The organism is Nonomuraea sp. C10 (assembly GCF_008017515.1).
GTDB lineage: Bacteria > Actinomycetota > Actinomycetes > Streptosporangiales > Streptosporangiaceae > Nonomuraea > Nonomuraea ferruginea.
Genome location: NZ_VPFF01000003.1, coordinates 1,511,964 through 1,529,362 on the forward strand (window position 1 = coordinate 1,511,964; position 17,399 = coordinate 1,529,362).

Annotated in this window: 17 protein-coding genes; 6 read left to right on the plus strand and 11 right to left on the minus strand. The window is 70.5% G+C overall.

Annotation, left to right across the window (positions count from 1 at the left end; translation table 11 throughout):
* The first annotated feature begins 7 nt into the window (after positions 1-7).
* Genes FR742_RS38805 through hisC form a run of 3 tightly spaced genes read left to right on the plus strand, consistent with a single transcriptional unit; the run spans position 8 to position 3,612 of the window.
* Positions 8-1,801, plus strand: coding sequence for a DUF4434 domain-containing protein (locus tag FR742_RS38805; RefSeq protein ID WP_148036217.1), 1,794 nt, complete (start codon positions 8-10; stop codon positions 1,799-1,801).
* 38 nt (positions 1,802-1,839) lie between these two features.
* On the plus strand, positions 1,840-2,505 hold the full coding sequence (locus FR742_RS38810) for an NrtR DNA-binding winged helix domain-containing protein (protein ID WP_148036218.1): 666 nt from the start codon (positions 1,840-1,842) through the stop codon (positions 2,503-2,505).
* Positions 2,506-2,550: 45 nt separating this feature from the next.
* Positions 2,551-3,612 (plus strand): histidinol-phosphate transaminase, encoded by a 1,062-nt coding sequence (hisC, locus tag FR742_RS38815; protein ID WP_148036219.1) that lies wholly within the window; start codon positions 2,551-2,553, stop codon positions 3,610-3,612.
* Here hisC and FR742_RS38820 read toward each other — a convergent pair.
* The 5 genes from FR742_RS38820 to purD all read right to left on the minus strand — a co-directional run bounded on the left by FR742_RS38820 (position 3,599) and on the right by purD (position 9,702).
* Positions 3,599-4,546, minus strand: a complete 948-nt coding sequence (locus FR742_RS38820) for an EamA family transporter (protein WP_148036220.1) — start codon at positions 4,544-4,546, stop codon at positions 3,599-3,601. The two genes, hisC and FR742_RS38820, sit on opposite strands and share 14 nt — an antisense overlap.
* Before the next feature lie 273 nt (positions 4,547-4,819).
* Positions 4,820-6,109: a GTP cyclohydrolase IIa gene (locus FR742_RS38825; RefSeq protein WP_148036221.1), complete on the minus strand. Its 1,290-nt coding sequence runs from the start codon at positions 6,107-6,109 to the stop codon at positions 4,820-4,822.
* Between the two features lie 201 nt (positions 6,110-6,310).
* A complete protein-coding gene (gene murA, locus FR742_RS38830) occupies positions 6,311-7,576 on the minus strand; it encodes a UDP-N-acetylglucosamine 1-carboxyvinyltransferase (protein ID WP_148036222.1) in 1,266 nt (421 codons plus the stop codon).
* Between the two features lie 78 nt (positions 7,577-7,654).
* Positions 7,655-8,491 carry a phosphoribosylaminoimidazolesuccinocarboxamide synthase gene (locus tag FR742_RS38835; protein ID WP_148036223.1) on the minus strand — a complete coding sequence of 279 codons (837 nt, stop codon included), beginning with the start codon at positions 8,489-8,491 and terminating at the stop codon, positions 7,655-7,657.
* Entirely contained in the window at positions 8,488-9,702 is a 1,215-nt protein-coding gene (purD, locus tag FR742_RS38840; RefSeq protein ID WP_148036224.1) for a phosphoribosylamine--glycine ligase, read from the minus strand. Before purD ends, FR742_RS38835 begins: the two co-directional genes overlap by 4 nt.
* A 495-nt stretch (positions 9,703-10,197) precedes the next feature.
* On the opposite strand from purD, the gene corA reads away from it, so the two are divergent.
* Entirely contained in the window at positions 10,198-11,208 is a 1,011-nt protein-coding gene (corA, locus tag FR742_RS38845; protein WP_261809017.1) for a magnesium/cobalt transporter CorA, read from the plus strand.
* Here corA and FR742_RS38850 read toward each other — a convergent pair whose 3' ends face one another.
* Positions 11,209-12,114: a glycerophosphodiester phosphodiesterase family protein gene (locus tag FR742_RS38850; protein ID WP_148036226.1), complete on the minus strand. Its 906-nt coding sequence runs from the start codon at positions 12,112-12,114 to the stop codon at positions 11,209-11,211.
* Positions 12,115-12,169: 55 nt separating this feature from the next.
* Positions 12,170-12,538 carry a GNAT family N-acetyltransferase gene (locus FR742_RS38855; RefSeq protein WP_148036227.1) on the minus strand — a complete coding sequence of 123 codons (369 nt, stop codon included), beginning with the start codon at positions 12,536-12,538 and terminating at the stop codon, positions 12,170-12,172.
* Positions 12,539-12,623: 85 nt separating this feature from the next.
* On the opposite strand from FR742_RS38855, the gene FR742_RS38860 reads away from it, so the two are divergent.
* Entirely contained in the window at positions 12,624-13,271 is a 648-nt protein-coding gene (locus FR742_RS38860) for a GNAT family N-acetyltransferase (RefSeq protein WP_187281581.1), read from the plus strand.
* Between the two features lie 7 nt (positions 13,272-13,278).
* Here the strand turns inward: FR742_RS38860 and FR742_RS38865 are convergent, their stop codons facing one another.
* The 3 genes from FR742_RS38865 to fbaA form a co-directional block, all read right to left on the minus strand.
* Positions 13,279-14,562: an adenylosuccinate synthase gene (locus tag FR742_RS38865; protein ID WP_148036228.1), complete on the minus strand. Its 1,284-nt coding sequence runs from the start codon at positions 14,560-14,562 to the stop codon at positions 13,279-13,281.
* A gap of 98 nt (positions 14,563-14,660) precedes the next feature.
* The gene (locus FR742_RS38870; RefSeq protein WP_148036229.1) at positions 14,661-15,071 is read right to left on the minus strand and encodes a DUF3151 domain-containing protein; all 411 of its coding nucleotides are present in this window, start codon (positions 15,069-15,071) and stop codon (positions 14,661-14,663) included.
* A 34-nt stretch (positions 15,072-15,105) separates the two neighbouring features.
* The gene (fbaA, locus tag FR742_RS38875) at positions 15,106-16,128 is read right to left on the minus strand and encodes a class II fructose-bisphosphate aldolase (protein ID WP_148036230.1); all 1,023 of its coding nucleotides are present in this window, start codon (positions 16,126-16,128) and stop codon (positions 15,106-15,108) included.
* A gap of 328 nt (positions 16,129-16,456) precedes the next feature.
* On the opposite strand from fbaA, the gene FR742_RS38880 reads away from it, so the two are divergent.
* Positions 16,457-16,852, plus strand: coding sequence for a hypothetical protein (locus FR742_RS38880; RefSeq protein WP_148036231.1), 396 nt, complete (start codon positions 16,457-16,459; stop codon positions 16,850-16,852).
* Here FR742_RS38880 and pyrE read toward each other — a convergent pair.
* A complete protein-coding gene (pyrE, locus tag FR742_RS38885; RefSeq protein WP_148036232.1) occupies positions 16,827-17,360 on the minus strand; it encodes an orotate phosphoribosyltransferase in 534 nt (177 codons plus the stop codon). The two genes, FR742_RS38880 and pyrE, sit on opposite strands and share 26 nt — an antisense overlap.
* Positions 17,361-17,399 lie beyond the last annotated feature (39 nt).

Below are 17,399 nucleotides of genomic sequence, written 5' to 3' on the forward strand. Positions count from 1 at the left end.
TCCCAACGTGCGCTGGCTCTTCGTCCTCCTGGGGGCAGCGATCCTGGCCGCGATCGCGGCGGTGGTCGTCGTCCTGCCCGTCGGCGACGACGAACCCCTCCAGTCCGCCACCCCGCAGGCCGAGGCCTCGCCGACGCGCGTCCAGCCGACGCCGATGGTCAGCGAGTTCACCGACCCCTGTGGAACGTTCGAGACCCAGGAGAAGGCGCCCTACGCCGTCACCGGCTACTGGATCACCCCCACGTCCAACCCGTGCACCTGGCGCAGCCAGCTCCAGGAGATCCACCGCGTCGGCGGCGACACGGTCATCAGGATCGGCTACGGCCTGCAGTTCCGCACCGTCGACCGCAAGGGGCGCGTCAAGACCCGCGACGGCGAGGTCGACTCCCTCTACAAGGCGTGCGAGGAGGACGGGGTCAGCTGCTACGAGTCCGCCGAGCGGGACCTCAAGGAGGCGCACCCCGACAACCGCATCGGGCGCGTGTACGTCTACCGCACTGACGAGTCGTTCGGCGACGGCCTGTTCAGGTGTCAGCCCATGGAACGCTCGATCGACGGCGGCAAGCGCACCTACTTCCGCCTCATCGCCCCGCCGGACGGCTCCGACGACCCGACCTGCGACTTCTCCAAGGGCTCCACGTACGATCTGATCCTCATCGCCGGCTCGCCGGAAGACAGCCTGACCAAGCTGCTCGACCTCGGCGACCAGTTCGGCGTGCAGGTCTTCCCCGCGCTGCCGCTGGCGCCGCGCGACCCCGCCAGCCCGATCAGGGCCAACCGCAAGCACATCGGCACCCTCACCACGGTCACCCGCCGCATCCTCCAGGACTACGGCGCGCGCTTCGCCGAGCGGCAGTCGCTCGGCGGCGTCTATCAGCCGTTCGAGGTGCAGATGGCCGACACGCTGGCCGACAACCCCACCCTTGAGGTGTACGCCGACCAGCACCGCATCGTCCGCCAGGAGCTGCCGGGCAAGCCCATCCTGATCAGCCCCTATCTCGACGCCCGCAAGCGCGTCGCCTTCGGCCAGACCCCCGCGCAGGTCGCCGAGGGCTTCAAGGCGCTGGCGCGGACCGGCGTCGGCATCATCGCCCCGCAGGACAGCCGCGGCACCGGCAAGGTCGGCCTCTACTGGCCCGACGAGCGCGGCGACGAGGTGGACGAGCGGCTGCGCCCCGTCGTCGGCGAGACCACCTACAAGACCGCCTACCACGGCTCCACCCGCGACTACTACCGCGAGATGGCGGCGGCCCGCGAGGAGATGATCGAGGGCGGCCACGACGTGCAGCTCTGGGCCAACGTCGAAGCCTTCGAGCCGTCGGGCGACGAGCCCTGCGCGGCCCACGGCACCCGCGGCAAGACCGACAAGAAGCGACTCGACCAGGCCGTGGCCATGGCGGGCCGCTACGTCCAGAAGATCGTCTCGTACATGTGGAGCGACTTCATGACCTGCGGGTCGCCGTCGGTGGAGTCGGAGATCATGCGCGACTGGCAGCGGCCGATCGCGGTCGACGCCATCCGCCGCGCCCGCGCCCCCGAGGACGGGGTGGAGGTGCGCGGCTACAACCTGAAGGACGGCACCGTCACCGTCGAGTGGTCGGGCGGCACGGCCGACCTGGTCGTCTCCGAGGTGGGCTGGCTGGACGAGGACCCTCTGGACGAGCTGCCCGAGCACATGCAGACGGCCTGGGTGCCCTTCGACTGGAGCCGGGTGCCGTCCGGGGAGTGGGTCCGCATCAAGGTCAAGATCCCTTCCGGGCAGTCGACCAGCGAGCCCTTGCACGTCCGCATCGACACCTGACGGTCACCAGGTCGTGCGGCAGCGTGTAACGTGCCTGCATGGTCCCGCGCATTCCGGTCAGCGTCGACCTGGTCGTGCTCACGGTCCGTAACCACGCGCTCAGCGCGCTCACCTGGCGTCGCGACAACCCGCCCTTCCTGCGCCGCTGGTCGCTCTCCGGCGGGTTCATCCAGCTCGACGAGGACCTTCCCGCGGCCGCCCAGCGCATCCTGTCGGAGCGCGCCGGCCTCCCCGGCGCCCCCGTCCACCTGGAGCAGCTCCAGACCTACGGCTACCCCGACCGCGACCCCCGCCAGCGCGTGCTCAGCGTCGCCTACCTCGGCATCGCCCCCGACCTGCCGGCCTCGGAGAAGGCCCACATGAGCTGGCAGCCCGTCGAATCCCTCGCCGTCATGGCCTTCGACCACCGCCGCATCATGCTCGACGGGGTCGAGCGGGCCAGGGCCAAGCTCGAATACACCTCGCTGGGCGCCGCCTTCTGCCCGCCGGAGTTCACGGTGGCCGACCTGCGGAGGGTGTACGAGATCGTCTGGGGCCGCACGCTCGACCCGCGCAACTTCCACCGCAAGGTCACCAAGGCGGAGGGCTTCCTCGTGGAGACGGGCGCCACCACGACCCGCGACGGCGGCCGCCCCGCCAAGCTCTACCGCCGCGGCCCCGCCGAGCTCCTGCACCCCCCGATGCTCCGCTCGCTCAAGGAATGACCAGGGCCGGTGATGCCCTGGCGGGGGCTGGCCTATCGTATGGACATGCCTCGTTTCCGCCCGATCCTCGACACCATGCCGGCCTACAAGCCGGGCAAGGCCGTCATGACGCCCGACGGCCGGTCCTACAAGCTGTCGTCCAACGAGTCGCCCTACGAGCCGTTGCCGTCCGTCGTGGAGGCCATCGCCGAGGGGGCGCGGCTGATCCACCGCTATCCCGATCCGGGGGCGGTCAAGCTGACCGAGGCGATCGCGGAGCGGTTCGGGGTGCCGGCGGAGCACATCGCGCTGGGCGCGGGGTCCGTGACGGTGGCGCAGCAGTTGTTCGAGAGCGTCGGCGACCCGGGCGCCGAGGTGGTCTACGCGTGGCGGTCGTTCGAGGCCTATCCGCTCCTCGCCGACCTGGCCGGGGTGACGTCCGTACGGGTGCCGCTGGCCGGGGAGGACCACGACCTGGACGCCATGGCCGAGGCGATCAACGACCGGACGCGCATGGTGTTCGTGTGCAACCCCAACAACCCGACCGGCACCTCGATCCGCGAGCGTGAGCTGGTGGCGTTCCTGGACCGGGTGCCGGAGCAGGTGCTGGTGGTGCTCGACGAGGCCTACCGTGAGTACGTCCGCGACGAGTCGGTGCCCGACGGCCTCACTCTCTACCGCGACCGGCCGAACGTCTGCGTGCTGCGCACGTTCTCCAAGGCGTACGGGCTCGCGGGGCTGCGCGTCGGCTACGTGGTCGGGCAGGAGCCGGTCGCGGCCGCCGTACGCAAGACGATCATCCCGTTCGCGGTCAACCAGCTCGCCCAGGTGGCGGCCATCGCGTCGCTGGCGGCGGAGGACGAGCTGCTCGAGCGGGTGGAGCGGGTGGTCAAGGAGCGCACCCGGGTCCGCGAGGCGCTCATCGCCCAGGGCTGGGAGGTGCCGCCGACGGAGGCCAACTTCGTCTGGCTGCGGCTGGGCGAGCGCACCATGGACTTCGCCGCGGCCTGCGCCGCCGAGGGCGTCGCGGTGCGGCCGTTCGCGGGGGAGGGCGCCCGGGTCTCCATCGGCGACCCGGAGGCCAACGACGCCTTCCTGACCGCCGCCGCCGCCTTCATGAAGGCGTAGACACCGCCGCGGCCGGCTCGGGGGCCTTCTTGGGGCGTCGCCGCTCCGTCGACACGACCAGGGCGACGCCCACCAGGATCACCAGCCCGCCCAGCAGGATCTGCACGGTCACCTGCTCCTGCAGCACCAGCACGCCGAGGATCACGGCCACGATCGGGTTCACGTACGCGTACGTCGACACCAGCGAGATCGGCGCGTTGCCCAGCAGCCACGTGTAGGCGGTGAACCCGACCAGCGAGCCGATCACGATCAGATACGCGAGCGCGGCCCAGGAGCGGCCGGAGACGAGCGCGGGGTCGAGCCGCTCGCCCGCCACGGCGCCGACGGCGACCATGCCGAGGCCTCCGGCGACCATCTCGACGGTGCTGGCCGCGAACGTGTTGGCCGGCATCGCGATCCGTCCCGACAGGAACGAGCCGACGGACCAGGACGCGGAGGCGAGCAGGATGACCGCGATCCCGGTGGCGCTGCCGCTCGCCCCGCCGCCGCTGAGCGACACGGCCGCCACCCCGGCGAACCCGACCAGCACCCCGGCCAGCGTGAGCACCATCGGCCTGTCGCGTACCGCGATCCTGAACACGACCAGCCAGAGCGGCACGGACGCCACGAGCAGCGCGGCGAGGCCGCTGGAGATGTGCTGCTCGGCGACGGCCACCATGCCGTTGCCGCCCGTCAGCAGCAGGAGCCCGACCAGCGCCGCGCTGCCGAACTGGCGGCGCGTCATCCGGAAGACGGCGGGGCCCTTCCTGATCGCCAGGAACGCGCCCAGCAGCAGCGCCGCGGAGAGGAAGCGGATGGCGCCGCTGAACATGGGCGGCATCGTCTCGATGACGATGGCGATGCCGAGGTAGGTGGAACCCCAGACCACGTAGACGATGCCCAGCGCCGTCCACACGGCGAGCGAGACCCGCCGGTCAGGTGTGTCAGCTGTCATGACTCATGACGATAGTCCTCGCCGCCGACAGAGCGCATGCGGGTATCAGACGTTGAGATGTGGGAACCCCCGGGCTTCGGCCCGGACGGGTGATGGTCGGCGGGGCGCCCCCAGAACGGTTGGCGCCCCCGTCCGAATCCCATCGATCGGGGGCGACGAAATTCATACCCGTCTCTCCACGCCCCAACCGCGAATCAACCAGAAGTAGACAGTCCATGAACCGGTCCGCCGCCGGAGGGGGGAAGGAAGGGCGGCGGGCCCGGCCCATGGACGTCAGCGGGGCCCCAGCTTCTCCACGATGAGGCGGTAGAGCTGGCGCGGCCGGCCCGGCTGCGGCGTGCGGTTGGGCGGCAACGGCCACGCGAGTCCCTCGTCAACCAGCGTGCGCAGCAGCCGCCGCGCCGTACGCGGCGTCACCCCCAGCATCTTGCCCGCGCCCTCCGCGTCCACCACGGTGTCGCCGCCCTCCAGCTTGGCGGCCAGCCGCGACAGCACCTCCACGCCCTTGGGCTTGAGCGCGGCCGCGCCGGTCGGCGGCATCCGCGGGGCCGGGATGAGCGCCCGGCCCTCCCGGTCGACCGCGAACCCCTGCGCCTGCTTGCCCGCCTGCGTGCGCGCCAGCGCGGCCCGTGCGTGCGACTCGGCGTCGTGGGTGGTGCGACCCATGCCCACACCCACCTCGACCGCCAGCCCCAGCTCGTCGCGGATCCTGGCGGCGAACGGCAGCACCCTGAACCCGTCGGTGGCCGTCGCGACCGATCCTCTGGTGGCGGTCACCAGATAGCTGTGGTCGTCGATCGGCCAGACGGTGGCGTTGATCCGGTTGGCCTCCTGGACCAGCAGCCGGTGCAGCGACAGCCGCAGCTCGTCGCGCCAGTGGCGGGGCGCCGCCCGGCGCACCGGCTCGCGCAGCGTCGGCACCTCCACCAGCACGACCGTGAGCTGTGACTCCTCCAGCCGGTGGTGCGCGCCGAGCAGCGCCGCGGTGTGCAGCGCCGTGCGGATGGCCGCCGACGTCGGCCTGATCCTGATGACCGGCACCCCCGCCGCCTGCAGGCGTTCGGCCACGGCGGGTAGGCACGTCAGCGCCCCCGTGGTCGTGCCCTGGCGGGACAGCCGCTCGTGGAAGGCGGCGATCGTGCCGGTGGCGCCCGGCTCGTCGCGGCTGTGCACGTCCGCCGCCGGGATGCCGAGGTCGGTGTACGCCTCCTCGACATCGGCCCGGCTGACCACGTCGACGCTCACCCGCTGCGGGTCCACCCGCGTGTCCAGTGCCGCCTTCGCCAGTGCCGCGATCAACGCCGCCCCGCCGACCTGCACGTACGTGGCGGGCATCGTCAGCACGCCGGAACGCCTTGCCAGGTCGTAGGGCACCGGGCTGGCGAACAGACAGGCGTCGACGCCGGGACCGAGCCGTGTCACCTTGTCGGGCGCTTCCTGCTCGTCGCGATAGGCGGCGGCCACCAGGCGGCAGGGAAGCGGCGCTGCGGCGTGACCCATCAACATGACCCGCTCCACCAGGTCATGAGGTCCGACCACGCCAATGGTGAGATCCGGTGTCATAGCGCCCGGGCGTGACACTCGGGAAGTTTCTTCCGCCCTCTCGACCAATGTTCGTCCCATCCTGCGATCCGTTGCAGTGCTCTCTTTTGGAACGATCGCTCGCGGGGGCCGTAATGTCACGCCCGACTTTTCCGGAAAGACGTTCTGGTTGACCGCCCGAGAAGATGTATCAGCAGCTCAACGGGGTTTTTCCAGCCGTTATCAACGCTCAGAAATCTCTCGTGTAATGTCCGCGCCGAGAGCTCGCATTCGGGGCGCGAGATGTGCGTGACCGCGATCGATGAGGTATCCGGAGTCGATGACGGTCTCGCCATTGGCGGCCAGTCCGGCGAGCACCAGCGCTATACCCGAACGCAGATCGTGAGCGGTTACGCCGGCTCCGGTGAGCGGGGTCGCGCCGCGCACGATCGCCCGGCTGCCGTCGACCTCCACGTTGGCGCCCATCTTGTTGAGCTCGCCCGCCAGCGCGAAGCGGCCGTCGAAGATGCGCTCGTGGATGTAGCTGGTGCCGCCGGCCAGCGCGGCCACCGTCATCATCGGCGACTGGAGATCGGTGGCGAAGCCGGGATAGGTGTCGGTGATGATGTTGATCGGCCGCAGCGGCCCGTCGCACCGCACCTGCAGCACCGCGCCCTGGCGGGCGAAGTCGACGCCCATCTGCTCCAGCTTGTAGCGCACCACCCCCAGGTCGAGGCCGGTGCCGACGAGGCTCACCTCGCCCTGCGTGATGGCCGCGGCCATGGCGAACACGCCCGCGTCGAGCCGGTCGGGCATCACCGTGTGCTCGACGGCGTGCAGCTCCTCGACGCCCTCGACGGTGATGAAGCCGGTGCCGCCGCCGCTGATCCGCGCGCCCATCTTGGTGAGCATGTCGATCACGTCGAGGACCTCGGGCTCCAGCGCCGCGTTCTCGATGACCGTGGTGCCCTTGGCCAGGGCGGCGGCCATGATGAGGTTCTCGGTGCCGGTGTGGGAGGGGGTGTCGAGGTAGAGCGTGGCGCCGGTCAGCCCGGACGCCTTGACGTGGATCACCGTCTCGCCCTCGTCGACCACCGCGCCCAGGCGCTTGTAGCCCAGGTAATGGAAGTCGAGGTTGCGGCTGCCGAGGTTGCAGCCGCCGACGCCTTCCACGATCGCCTCGCCCAGCCGGTGGAGCAGGGCGGGGGTGAAGAGCACCGAGCCGCGGAACCGGCGGGCGATCTCGGCGGGCAGCACCGGGCTGGTCAGCCGGGAGGCGTCGATGACGAGCGTGCGCTCGGACTCGTGCAGCTCGACGTACGCGCCCACGGCCTCGGCCAGCTCGACGGCGCGGCGCACGTCCTCGATGATCGGTACGTTGCGCAGGACGGTGCGGCCTTCGGCCGTGAGCAGAGCCGCACCGATCATCGGCAGCACGGCGTTCTTGGCGCCCTGGATGAAAGCGGTTCCACGCAGGGGGTTGCCACCGCGCACGCGGTAACGGACCATTCGGGCGGCTCCTTGAGAGTTCAGCGTGAGGCTAGGCCCGGCCAACAGTAGCCGGTAACACCACTTGACCCGGCCGAATCATCCTGTAAAGGCAACCCCGGTGATGCGCTCATACGCTTCTCGGTATCGATCGCGGGTGCGTTCGACCACGACATCGGGCAGCCGCGGTGGTGGAGTTCCGGAATCTTTGTCCCATCCCGATTCCGGCGAAGTAAGCCAATCACGGACATATTGCTTGTCATAGGACGGTTGCGACCGGCCCGGCTTCCACTGGTCGGCCGGCCAGAACCGCGACGAGTCGGGCGTCAGCACCTCGTCGCCCAGCGTCAGCACGCCGTCGGCGTCGTAGCCCAGCTCGATCTTGGTGTCGGCGACGATGATGCCGCGCTCGCGGGCGATCTCCGCCCCCCGCGCGTAGACCGCGAGCGTGATGCGGCGCAGCTCCGCCGCGGTCTCCTCGCCCACCTCCGCGACCACCCGCTCGTACGGGATCGGCTCGTCGTGCTGACCCGCGGGCGCCTTCGTGGACGGCGTGAAGATCGGCTCGGGCAGCCGCGACCCGTCTTCGAGGCCCGGCGGCAGCGGGATGCCCGACACCGCGCCGGTGGCGCGGTATTCGCCCAACCCGCCACCCGTCAGGTAGCCCCTGGCCACGCACTCGATCTGCACCATCTTGAGCGGCTTCACCAGCACGCTGCGCGTGTCGGGCCCCGCGGACACCACATGGTTGGGCACCACGTCACGCAACTGGTCGAACCACCACAGCGACAGCTGGGTGAGGATGGCGCCCTTGCCGGGGATCTCGGACTCCAGCACATGGTCGAAGGCCGAGATCCGGTCGGAGGCCACCATCAGCAGCGTCCCCTCGCCGGTCTCGTAGAGGTCGCGGACCTTGCCGGAGTGGAGGTGTCTCATCCGGCGATGTCCGTCCGGTAGTGGGCGCCGCGCATGCGGATCCGCTCGACCAGCTCGTAGGCGTTGCGGCGGGCGGTCTCCTGGTCGGGGCCCGTGCCGACGACGTTGAGCACCCGGCCGCCCGCCGAGACCAGCTCGCCGTCCTTCAGCGCCGTGCCGGCGTGGATCACGTACGCGTCGTCCGTCGGCTCCAGCCCGGTGATCGCGTCGCCCTTGACCGGGGCGGCCGGATAGCCCTCGGCCGCGAGCACCACGGTCACCGCCGCGCCCGGCCTGAACACCGGGTCGAGCCCCAGCTCGCCGGTCGCGCACGCCATCAGCAGCCCGCCCAGCGGCGTCTCCAGCCGGTCGAGCAGGACCTGCGTCTCCGGGTCGCCGAACCGGGCGTTGAACTCCACCACCTTCGGGCCCTTGGCGGTCAGCGCCAGCCCCACGTAGAGCACCCCCTGGTAGGGCAGCCCGCGCCGGCCCAGCTCCGCGATCGTCGGGTGCACGACCTCGCGCATCACCTGCTCGGTCAGCCCTTCGGGAAGCCACGGCAGCGGCGTGTAGGCGCCCATGCCGCCCGTGTTGGGGCCCGCGTCGCCGTCGTAGGCGCGCTTGAAGTCCTGAGCCGGCTGGAACGGCACCGCCGTGCTCCCGTCGCAGAGCGCGAAGAGCGACACCTCGGGCCCGTCGAGGAACTCCTCGATCACCACCCGCCCGCACGCCCGCCCGTGGCGCAGCGCCTCCTCCAGGTCGCCGGTGACCACGACCCCCTTGCCGGCGGCCAGGCCGTCGTCCTTGACCACGTACGGGGCGCCGAACTCGGCGCACGCCGCCGCGGCCTCGTCGGGGCTGTCGCACACCCGCGCCTCGGCCGTCGGCACCCCGGCGGCCAGCATGACCTCCTTGGCGAAGGCCTTGGAGCCCTCGATCATCGCCGCCTGCCTGGACGGGCCGAAGCAGGCGATGCCGGCCTCCCGCACGGCGTCGGCGACCCCGGCGACCAGCGGCGCCTCCGGGCCCACGACCACCAGATCCACGCCCAGCCGCTTCGCCAGCCCGGCGACCGCCTCCGGGTCGACGGGATCGACGGCGTGCAGCTCGGCGACCTGCCCGATGCCCGGGTTGCCGGGCGCGCAGTGCACCTCGGTGACCTGCGGATCCAGCCTGAGCGAACGGCAGAGGGCGTGCTCCCGCCCTCCGGAACCAATAACGAGTACGCGCACCCGCCCATTCTCGCAGCCCCGGCGCCCCGCGCCCCCCTCAGCCCCGCGGGGGCTGGATTGGAAGACTGCGGCGGGGGCAGAAGCAAGCTGCCGGGACATGCCAGAAGGGTCCCGGCTTCTTCGGCAGCTTCTACCGGATCCGGCGGCCGTCAGGCTAGTACAGTCAGGTGCGTTCCCCGCCCCGTGGTAAATTGGGGCGGCTTTATGGCTTCTCGTGTGATTGGAGGTGGTCCGGGATGAATCCTGGTGATCCCAGCAGTACGTGCTCGTTCACGTACATCTCGAATACCCCCGACCACTCCAATCCGGCAGCCTGATCGTGCCTCCACGCATTCCCGTTTTTAAGAGGTGATGTCGCATCACGCGCGTGGAGCGTGCCAGGTCGGGCGGAAAGGGACTGCCATGCGCTCGTCCACGCTTTTCCGTCGCATCAACCGTCACCCCGTTCAGCGGCACCAGCCGCGTCAGCGCCTCCAGACCGTGACCGAGGCGTGCGTGCCACCTGTCGACTCCATCGTGGAGTACGCCGCGTACATCGAGGGCGAGAAGACCCGGGCCGCGGGCATCGTCGAGTCATTGGAGCTGGTCCGCCGGCACAACAGGATCACCGAGGGCGCCAAGGCGTTCGTCTGGGTGGGCCTGCACGAGCCGGCGGCGCCGGAGGTCGAGTGGCTGGCCGAGGTCTTCGGGCTGCATCCGCTCGCCGTCGAGGACGCCGTCAAGGCGCACCAGCGCCCCAAGGTCGAGCGCTACGGCGACTCGATGTTCATGGTGCTGAAGACGATCGCGTACCTCGACAGCGCCGAGCCCGCCGGTGAGATCATCGCCACCGGCGAGATCATGATCTTCCTGGGCCCCGACTTCGTGGTCACCGTGCGCCACGGCGAGCACTGCCCGCTGACGGAGGTGCGCGAGCGCATCGAGGACGGTCCCGACCTGCTGGCCCGCGGCCCCGCCGGGGTGCTGCACGCGATCGCCGACCACGTCGTCGACCGCTACCTCCAGGTCGCCGACCTCATGCAGCTGGAGCTGGAGGACGTCGAGGCCACGGTGTTCGCCGACGTCAGCTCCCGCGACATCAACCGGATCTACCAGCTCAAGCGCGAGATGCTCGACCTGAAGCGGGCGGTCACCCCGCTGCAGGCGCCGCTGGCCGCGCTGCCGCAGCGCCGGGTGATCCCCTCCGACATGCGCGAATACTTCCGCGACGTCGGCGACCACCTGGCACGGGTGTGCGAGCAGGTGGAGTCGTCCAACGAGCTGTGCAGCTCGATCCTGCAGGCCGCGCTGGCCCGCTCGAACGCGCTGGCCAACGAGGACATGCGCAAGATCTCGTCCTGGGTGGCCATCCTGGCGGTGCCGACGATGATCGCCGGGATCTACGGCATGAACTTCGACTTCATGCCCGAGACCCGCCAGGTGTGGGGCTATCCCGCGGTGCTGGCCGTGATGGTCACGGTGTGCGTGCTGCTGCACCGCGGCTTCCGCCGCAACGGCTGGCTCTAGTCAGACGCCGACCGGCTTGAGCGGCCCGACCGGCTCGGGCAGCTCGAGCCCGCGCTCCCGCCACAGCTCGCGCATCCGGTCGGGATAGTCGGTGACGATCCCGGAGACGCCGAGGTCGAGCATGCGGGCGCCGAGCGCGGTGTCGTTGACGGTCCAGACGGCGACGTCCAGCCCCGCCGCGGCGGCCTGGGCCATGAGCCGCTCGTCGACCATCACGTGCTCGGGCGAGAGCGTGGTGGCGCCGGCGGCGCGGGCGGCGGCGGGGACGTCGTCGCCGAGCGGGCCGTTCCAGCCGAGGGTGTCGAGCTCGACCAGCGCGAAGCGCCGGACGTCGGGCGCCAGCTCGGCCACCCGCGAGATGATCCGCCAGTCGAAGCTCAGGATCGCCGCGTTGTGCAGCCTGCCGTGCCGGTCGAGCTCGTCGAGCACCAGCTCGGCGAACTCCTCGGGGGCGGCCGACAGCGCGGGCCGCGTCGGGTCGGACTTCAGCTCGATGTGCAGCCGTACGCCCGCCGCCTGGTAGGCGTTGACCAGCCCGAGCACGGCCCCGAGCGTGGGCATGCGGGTCTCGGGCATCGCCACCTGGGTCAGCGCGAACGGGTCCTGCGGATGGCGCGGGAAGCGCACCCCCACGTCGAGCGTGCGGAGCTGCGCGAGGGTGAGCGAGTTGATCGGTTTCCCGACGTACGGGAAAGCCGGGTCGTCCGGCGTGACCGGTCGCGTGTCGGCGCTCGTGACGGCGGAGACCGTCAGGTCGTGCGTCAGCACGAGCCGGCGATCGGCGGTGAGCGCGACGTCGAGCTCCAGAGCGTGCACCCCGAGCTCCATCGTCCGGCTCATTCCGGGCAGCGTGTTCTCGGGCCAGAGGCCCCTCGCCCCCCGATGACCATGTATCTCAACGCGCACACCGGGACCCTATCTGGCGCGGGCCGTGTTCAGGCAGTGCCACGCCCGACCGGAGCTACGGCCGGCCGAATTCCCAGGAGTGGACGGCCTGGTCCCCGTCATCGGCCGGTCTGTCGTCCTCGCCGGTGGCCGTCCACAGCCCCTGGCAGCCCCGCTCGCGGGCCAGCCGGGCGAGCGCGGTGACCAGTGACCGGCCGATGCCGCGGCCGCGGAAGCGGTCGTCCACGGAGAGCTCGTACAGGAACATCTCGGTGCCCTTGCCGGGGTGCGTCATCTCCACCCCGGTCACCATCCCCGCGGGGAACCCGTCCACGTAGGCGACGAGGAGATGGCAGCCCTCGTCCGCGAACCTCTGGGGAGCCGCGTCGAAGAGGTGACCGGCCTCCTCGACGGCCTCGGACCGGGTGACGCGACGGATGTCTATGGGAGGAGGTTAAGCAGGCGTTACCCCACTGTGCACCCAGTTTTTTGGCAAAAAATACAACAATATTGCAATAAGCTGAGCAACTATGACCAAGGCTCTCGAATCCACCCGGCTCGACACCGTACGGGCCTGGGTGGACGGGTGGACGGTCTCGCGCGGCACCTCGCCGCCCGTGACCGAGCCCTGGGGGCTGCGGGTGGACACCGGCCTGCCCGGCCACGTCGCCCGCCACGTCGTCCCCCACCCGACGCCCGCCCTCATCCAGCGGCTGACGTCCGCGATCACGGTGCCGGGCACCTGGCTGAAGCTCTGCGCCCCGGCCGAGCTGATCGCCCCCTGGCTGCCGCCGGGCTGGGCCATCGACCCGCCCGAGTATCTGATGACCGGCACGCTCGCCCGCGAGCACGCGGCGGCGCCGCCCGGCTACACGCTGGCCGTGACCACCCGGGCCGGCGTCACCGTCGCCCGCCTGCTGACCGACGCGGGCGAGATAGCGGCCCGCGGCCAACTGGCCACGGCCGGCTGGGCCGCCGTGGTGGACCGGGTCGAGACCGCCGAGAACCACCGCCGCCGCGGCCTGGGCGTCGTCGTCATGAAGACGCTCGCCGCCACCGCCGTCTCCCGGGGCGCCACCACAGGTGTCCTGGTGGCCACCCCGGAGGGCAGGAAGCTCTACGAGAGCCTCGGCTGGCGGCTCCGCTCGCCCATGACGGCGGCGGTCTTCACCGGCTGACCGCTGGTCAGACCAGGGAACGGATCACCAGGGTCTGGTCGCGGCCGGGGCCCACGCCGATCGCGGAGATGGGCGCGCCGCTCATCTCCTCCAGCGCGCGCACGTACGCCTGGGCGTTCGGCGGCAGGTCTTCGAACGTTTTCGCGCCCGTGATGTCCTCCTGCCAGCCGGGCAACTCCTCGTAGATCGGCTTGGCGTGGTGGAACTCCGTCTGCGTCATCGGGATCTCGTCGTGCCGCGTCCCGTCGACGTCGTACGCCACGCACACCGGGATCCGCTCCAGGCCGGAGAGCACGTCCAGCTTGGTGAGGAAGAAGTCCGTGACGCCGTTGATCCGGGTGGCGTAGCGGGCGATCACCGCGTCGAACCAGCCGCAGCGCCGGTTCCGGCCGGTCGTGACGCCGTACTCGCCGCCCGTGCGGCGCAGCCACTCGCCCATCTCGTCCTCCAGCTCCGTCGGGAACGGACCGGAGCCGACACGGGTCGTGTAGGCCTTGAGGATGCCGATCACCTTCGTGAGCCGGTTCGGCGGGATGCCGGCGCCGGCGCAGGCGCCGCCCGAGGTGGGCGAGGAGGAGGTGACGAACGGGTAGGTGCCGTGGTCGATGTCGAGGAGCGTGCCCTGACCGCCCTCCAGCAGCACGAACTTGTCCTCGTCCAGCGCCTTGCTCAGCACCAGGGAGGTGTCGGCGATGTGCGGCTTGAGCCGCTCGGCGTAGCCGAGATACTCCTCGACGACCGCGTCGGCCTCGATGCCGCGCCGGTTGTAGACCTTGGTGAGCACCTGGTTCTTCTCGCCCAGCGCCACCTCGATCTTCTTGGCCAGGATGCCGGGGTCGAGCAGGTCCTGCACCCGCACCCCGACCCGGTAGATCTTGTCGCCGTAGGCCGGGCCGATGCCGCGGCCGGTCGTACCGATCTTGGCCTTGCCAAGGTAACGCTCGGTCACCTTGTCGAGCGCCTTGTGGTGAGGCATGATCAGGTGCGCGTTGGCCGAGATGAGCAGCCGCTCGGCGGAGATGCCCCGCTTGGCCAGGCCGTCGATCTCGCCCAGCAGCACCCCTGGGTCGATCACGACACCGTTGCCGATCACCGGCACCACGTGTGGCGACAGGATGCCCGTGGGCAGCAGGTGCAGCGCGTATTTCTGGTCGCCGATGACCACGGTGTGGCCCGCGTTGTTGCCACCCTGATAACGGACGACGTAGTCGACGTCGCCACCGAGCAGGTCGGTGGCCTTGCCCTTGCCCTCATCGCCCCATTGGGCACCCACGAGAACGGCAGCCGGCATGGTGAAGTCTCCCGAACACAAAACGAAACCCCTGGCGCAAGCGCGACAGGGGCTCTTGCGTGGAGAGACTACCCGAGTGGGGCTTATCGTCCCAAGAGCTACCCCTTGGTCAGCGCGTCATAGCCGCTCTCGCTGCTGTCCTTGAGGAACTGCAGGCACCGTTCGGCCTCGTCCTTCTCGCCGATCGCCTGGGCGGCCCGGCTCAGCGCGTACAGGCAGCGCAGGAACCCGCGATTGGGCTCGTGCTCCCACGGGATCGGCCCATGCCCCTTCCACCCGCTGCGGCGCAGATGATCGAGCCCGCGGTGGTAGCCGGTGCGGGCGAAGGCGTAGGAGGTGACGGCGTGGCCCTGGGCGAAGTACTCCTCCGCGAGCGCCGCCCAGGCCGCCGGGTAGGCGGGGAAACGGGCGGCCACGTCGGAGGCCTTGACGCCGGAATCGAGGGCCTCCCTGGCCTCGGGCGTGTCCGGCAGCTGCGTCGGGGGCGGCCCGGCGAGAAGGTTATCCATAGGACAAGTCATACCCGCCGGGCCGTCTTCGTGGCTAGGAGAGCTTCGTCCCACTGCTCTTGAGGTGCTCGCACGCCTCGGTGACGCGGGCGGCCATGCCCGTCTCGGCCGACTTGCCCCACGAACGCGGGTCGTACGTCTTCTTCTGGCCGACGTCGCCGTCGACCTTCAGCACGCCGTCGTAGTTGCGGAACATGTGGTCGGCCACCGGCCGGGTGAAGGCGTACTGGGTGTCGGTGTCGACGTTCATCTTGACGACCCCGTACGAGATCGCCTCGTGGATCTCCTCCAGCGCCGAGCCGGAGCCGCCGTGGAAGACCAGGTCGAACGGCTTCTCCTTGCCGAACTTGCCGCCCACCGCCTCCTGGATCTCCTTCAGCACGCTCGGCCGCAGCTTGACGTGGCCCGGCTTGTAGACCCCGTGGACGTTGCCGAACGTGGCGGCGAGCATGTAGCGGCCCTGCTCGCCCAGGCCGACGGCCTCCGCCGTGGCCAGCGCGTCACCGGTCGTGGTGTAGAGCTTCTCGTTCATCTCGCCGACGACGCCGTCCTCCTCGCCGCCGACGACGCCGATCTCCATCTCCATGATGATCCGGGCGCGGGCGCACTTGTCGAGGAGCTCCTTGGCGATCTCCAGGTTCTCCTCCAGGGGCACGGCCGAGCCGTCCCACATGTGGGACTGGAACAGCGGGTCGAGGCCCTTCGACACCCGCTCCAGCGAGATGTCGACGAGCGGGCGCATGAAACCGTCGAGCTTGTTCTTGGGGCAGTGGTCGGTGTGCAGCGCCACCGTGACGGGATACTTCGCGGCCACCACCCGGGCGTACTCGGCGAGCGCCGTCGCACCGGTCACCATGTCCTTGACCGTCGGACCGGACAGGTATTCGGCGCCGCCCGTGGACACCTGGATGATGCCGTCGCTCTCCGCTTCGGCGAAGCCGCGAAGAGCGGCGTTCAGCGTCTGGGAAGAGGTCACGTTGATCGCCGGATAGGCGAACCCGCCTGCCTTCGCTCGATCGAGCATCTCCGCATAGACCTCAGGAGTCGCGATGGGCATGAGTCATCTCCCTAGAAGTAACGGCTTCGCGCTGTTCAGCATAATCCGGCATGGAACCCCGCGGGCGTTCACGTCCGGGAGGAAACGGCAGCTTGGGAGGGCGGCTGCGCCGCCGCCTGCAGGCCAAGCAGACCACATCGGCTAAGCGGTCGCTGAAGCGGCTGAACCGTCGAAGCCATGGACGGTGAGGAGCCGCAAGCTCGGTCGTTCACGGCCGAGAAGCTGACCATCCCGGTCTCGGTGTCGGCCGTCGGCATTCGAAACACATCGGGAAAGCCGTCTTACCATTGGATAGTCTCGGCGCGTGGGACGCCACAGGTCAGATCCGATGGGCCTCGCCCGACTGGCGCTCGCCGTCCTGGCGGCAGCGGCCCTCGTGGTGCTGCTGGTCATCGGCGGGCGGGCGTTGTTCGACTCGCTCGACACAGAGGACGCCGCGCCCGAGCGGACGTCCGCCACGCCCACGGTCACCGCTCCGGTGCCGACCGTGCGCATCGAGTGCGTGGCCGCCACCTGCCCGCTCGTCACCGTACGGGTCCCCGGCGGCGACGTGCTGCAGCACCGAGAGATGACCGAGGGCGAGGAGGTCAGCTACTTCGAGCCCGAGCTGGACGTGGTGATCTCCGACGCCGGCACCGTCCGCGTCACCGAGAACGGCACCCTCCGGCCGCGGGGCGAGCAGGGAGAACGGGAGGCGTTCACAGTCGGAGGTCCGCCAGAGTGAAGGCGGAGCGGTAGTCGAGGCCCTCCTCGGCCATCCTGGCCGCGGCGCCCCGGTCGACGATCGTGGCCACCGCGACCACCTCGGCGCCCTCCTCGCGCAGCGCCTCCACTGCCGTCAGCGGGGACGAGCCGGTCGTCGAGGTGTCCTCGACCACGAGGACCCGGCGGCCCTTCACCTCGGGGCCCTCGATCCGGCGCTGCATCCCGTGGGCCTTCTGCGCCTTGCGCACCACGAACGCGTCCAGCGAACGCCCGCGCGCCGCCGCGGCGTGCAGCATGGCCGTCGCCACCGGGTCGGCGCCCAGCGTGAGCCCGCCCACCGCGTCGTAGTCGAGGTCGGACGTCAGGTCGAGGAGCACGCCGCCGACCAGCGGGGCCGCCGCGGCGTCGAGCGTGATGCGGCGCAGGTCGAGGTAGAAGTCGGCCTCCTGCCCTGAGGAGAGCACCACCCGGCCGTGCACGACGGCCTTCTTCTCGATCTCGGCCAGCAGTCTGTCACGGTCGCTCATGGGTTCAGCTTAGAGCCGGTCCTCGACGGCAAAGAGACG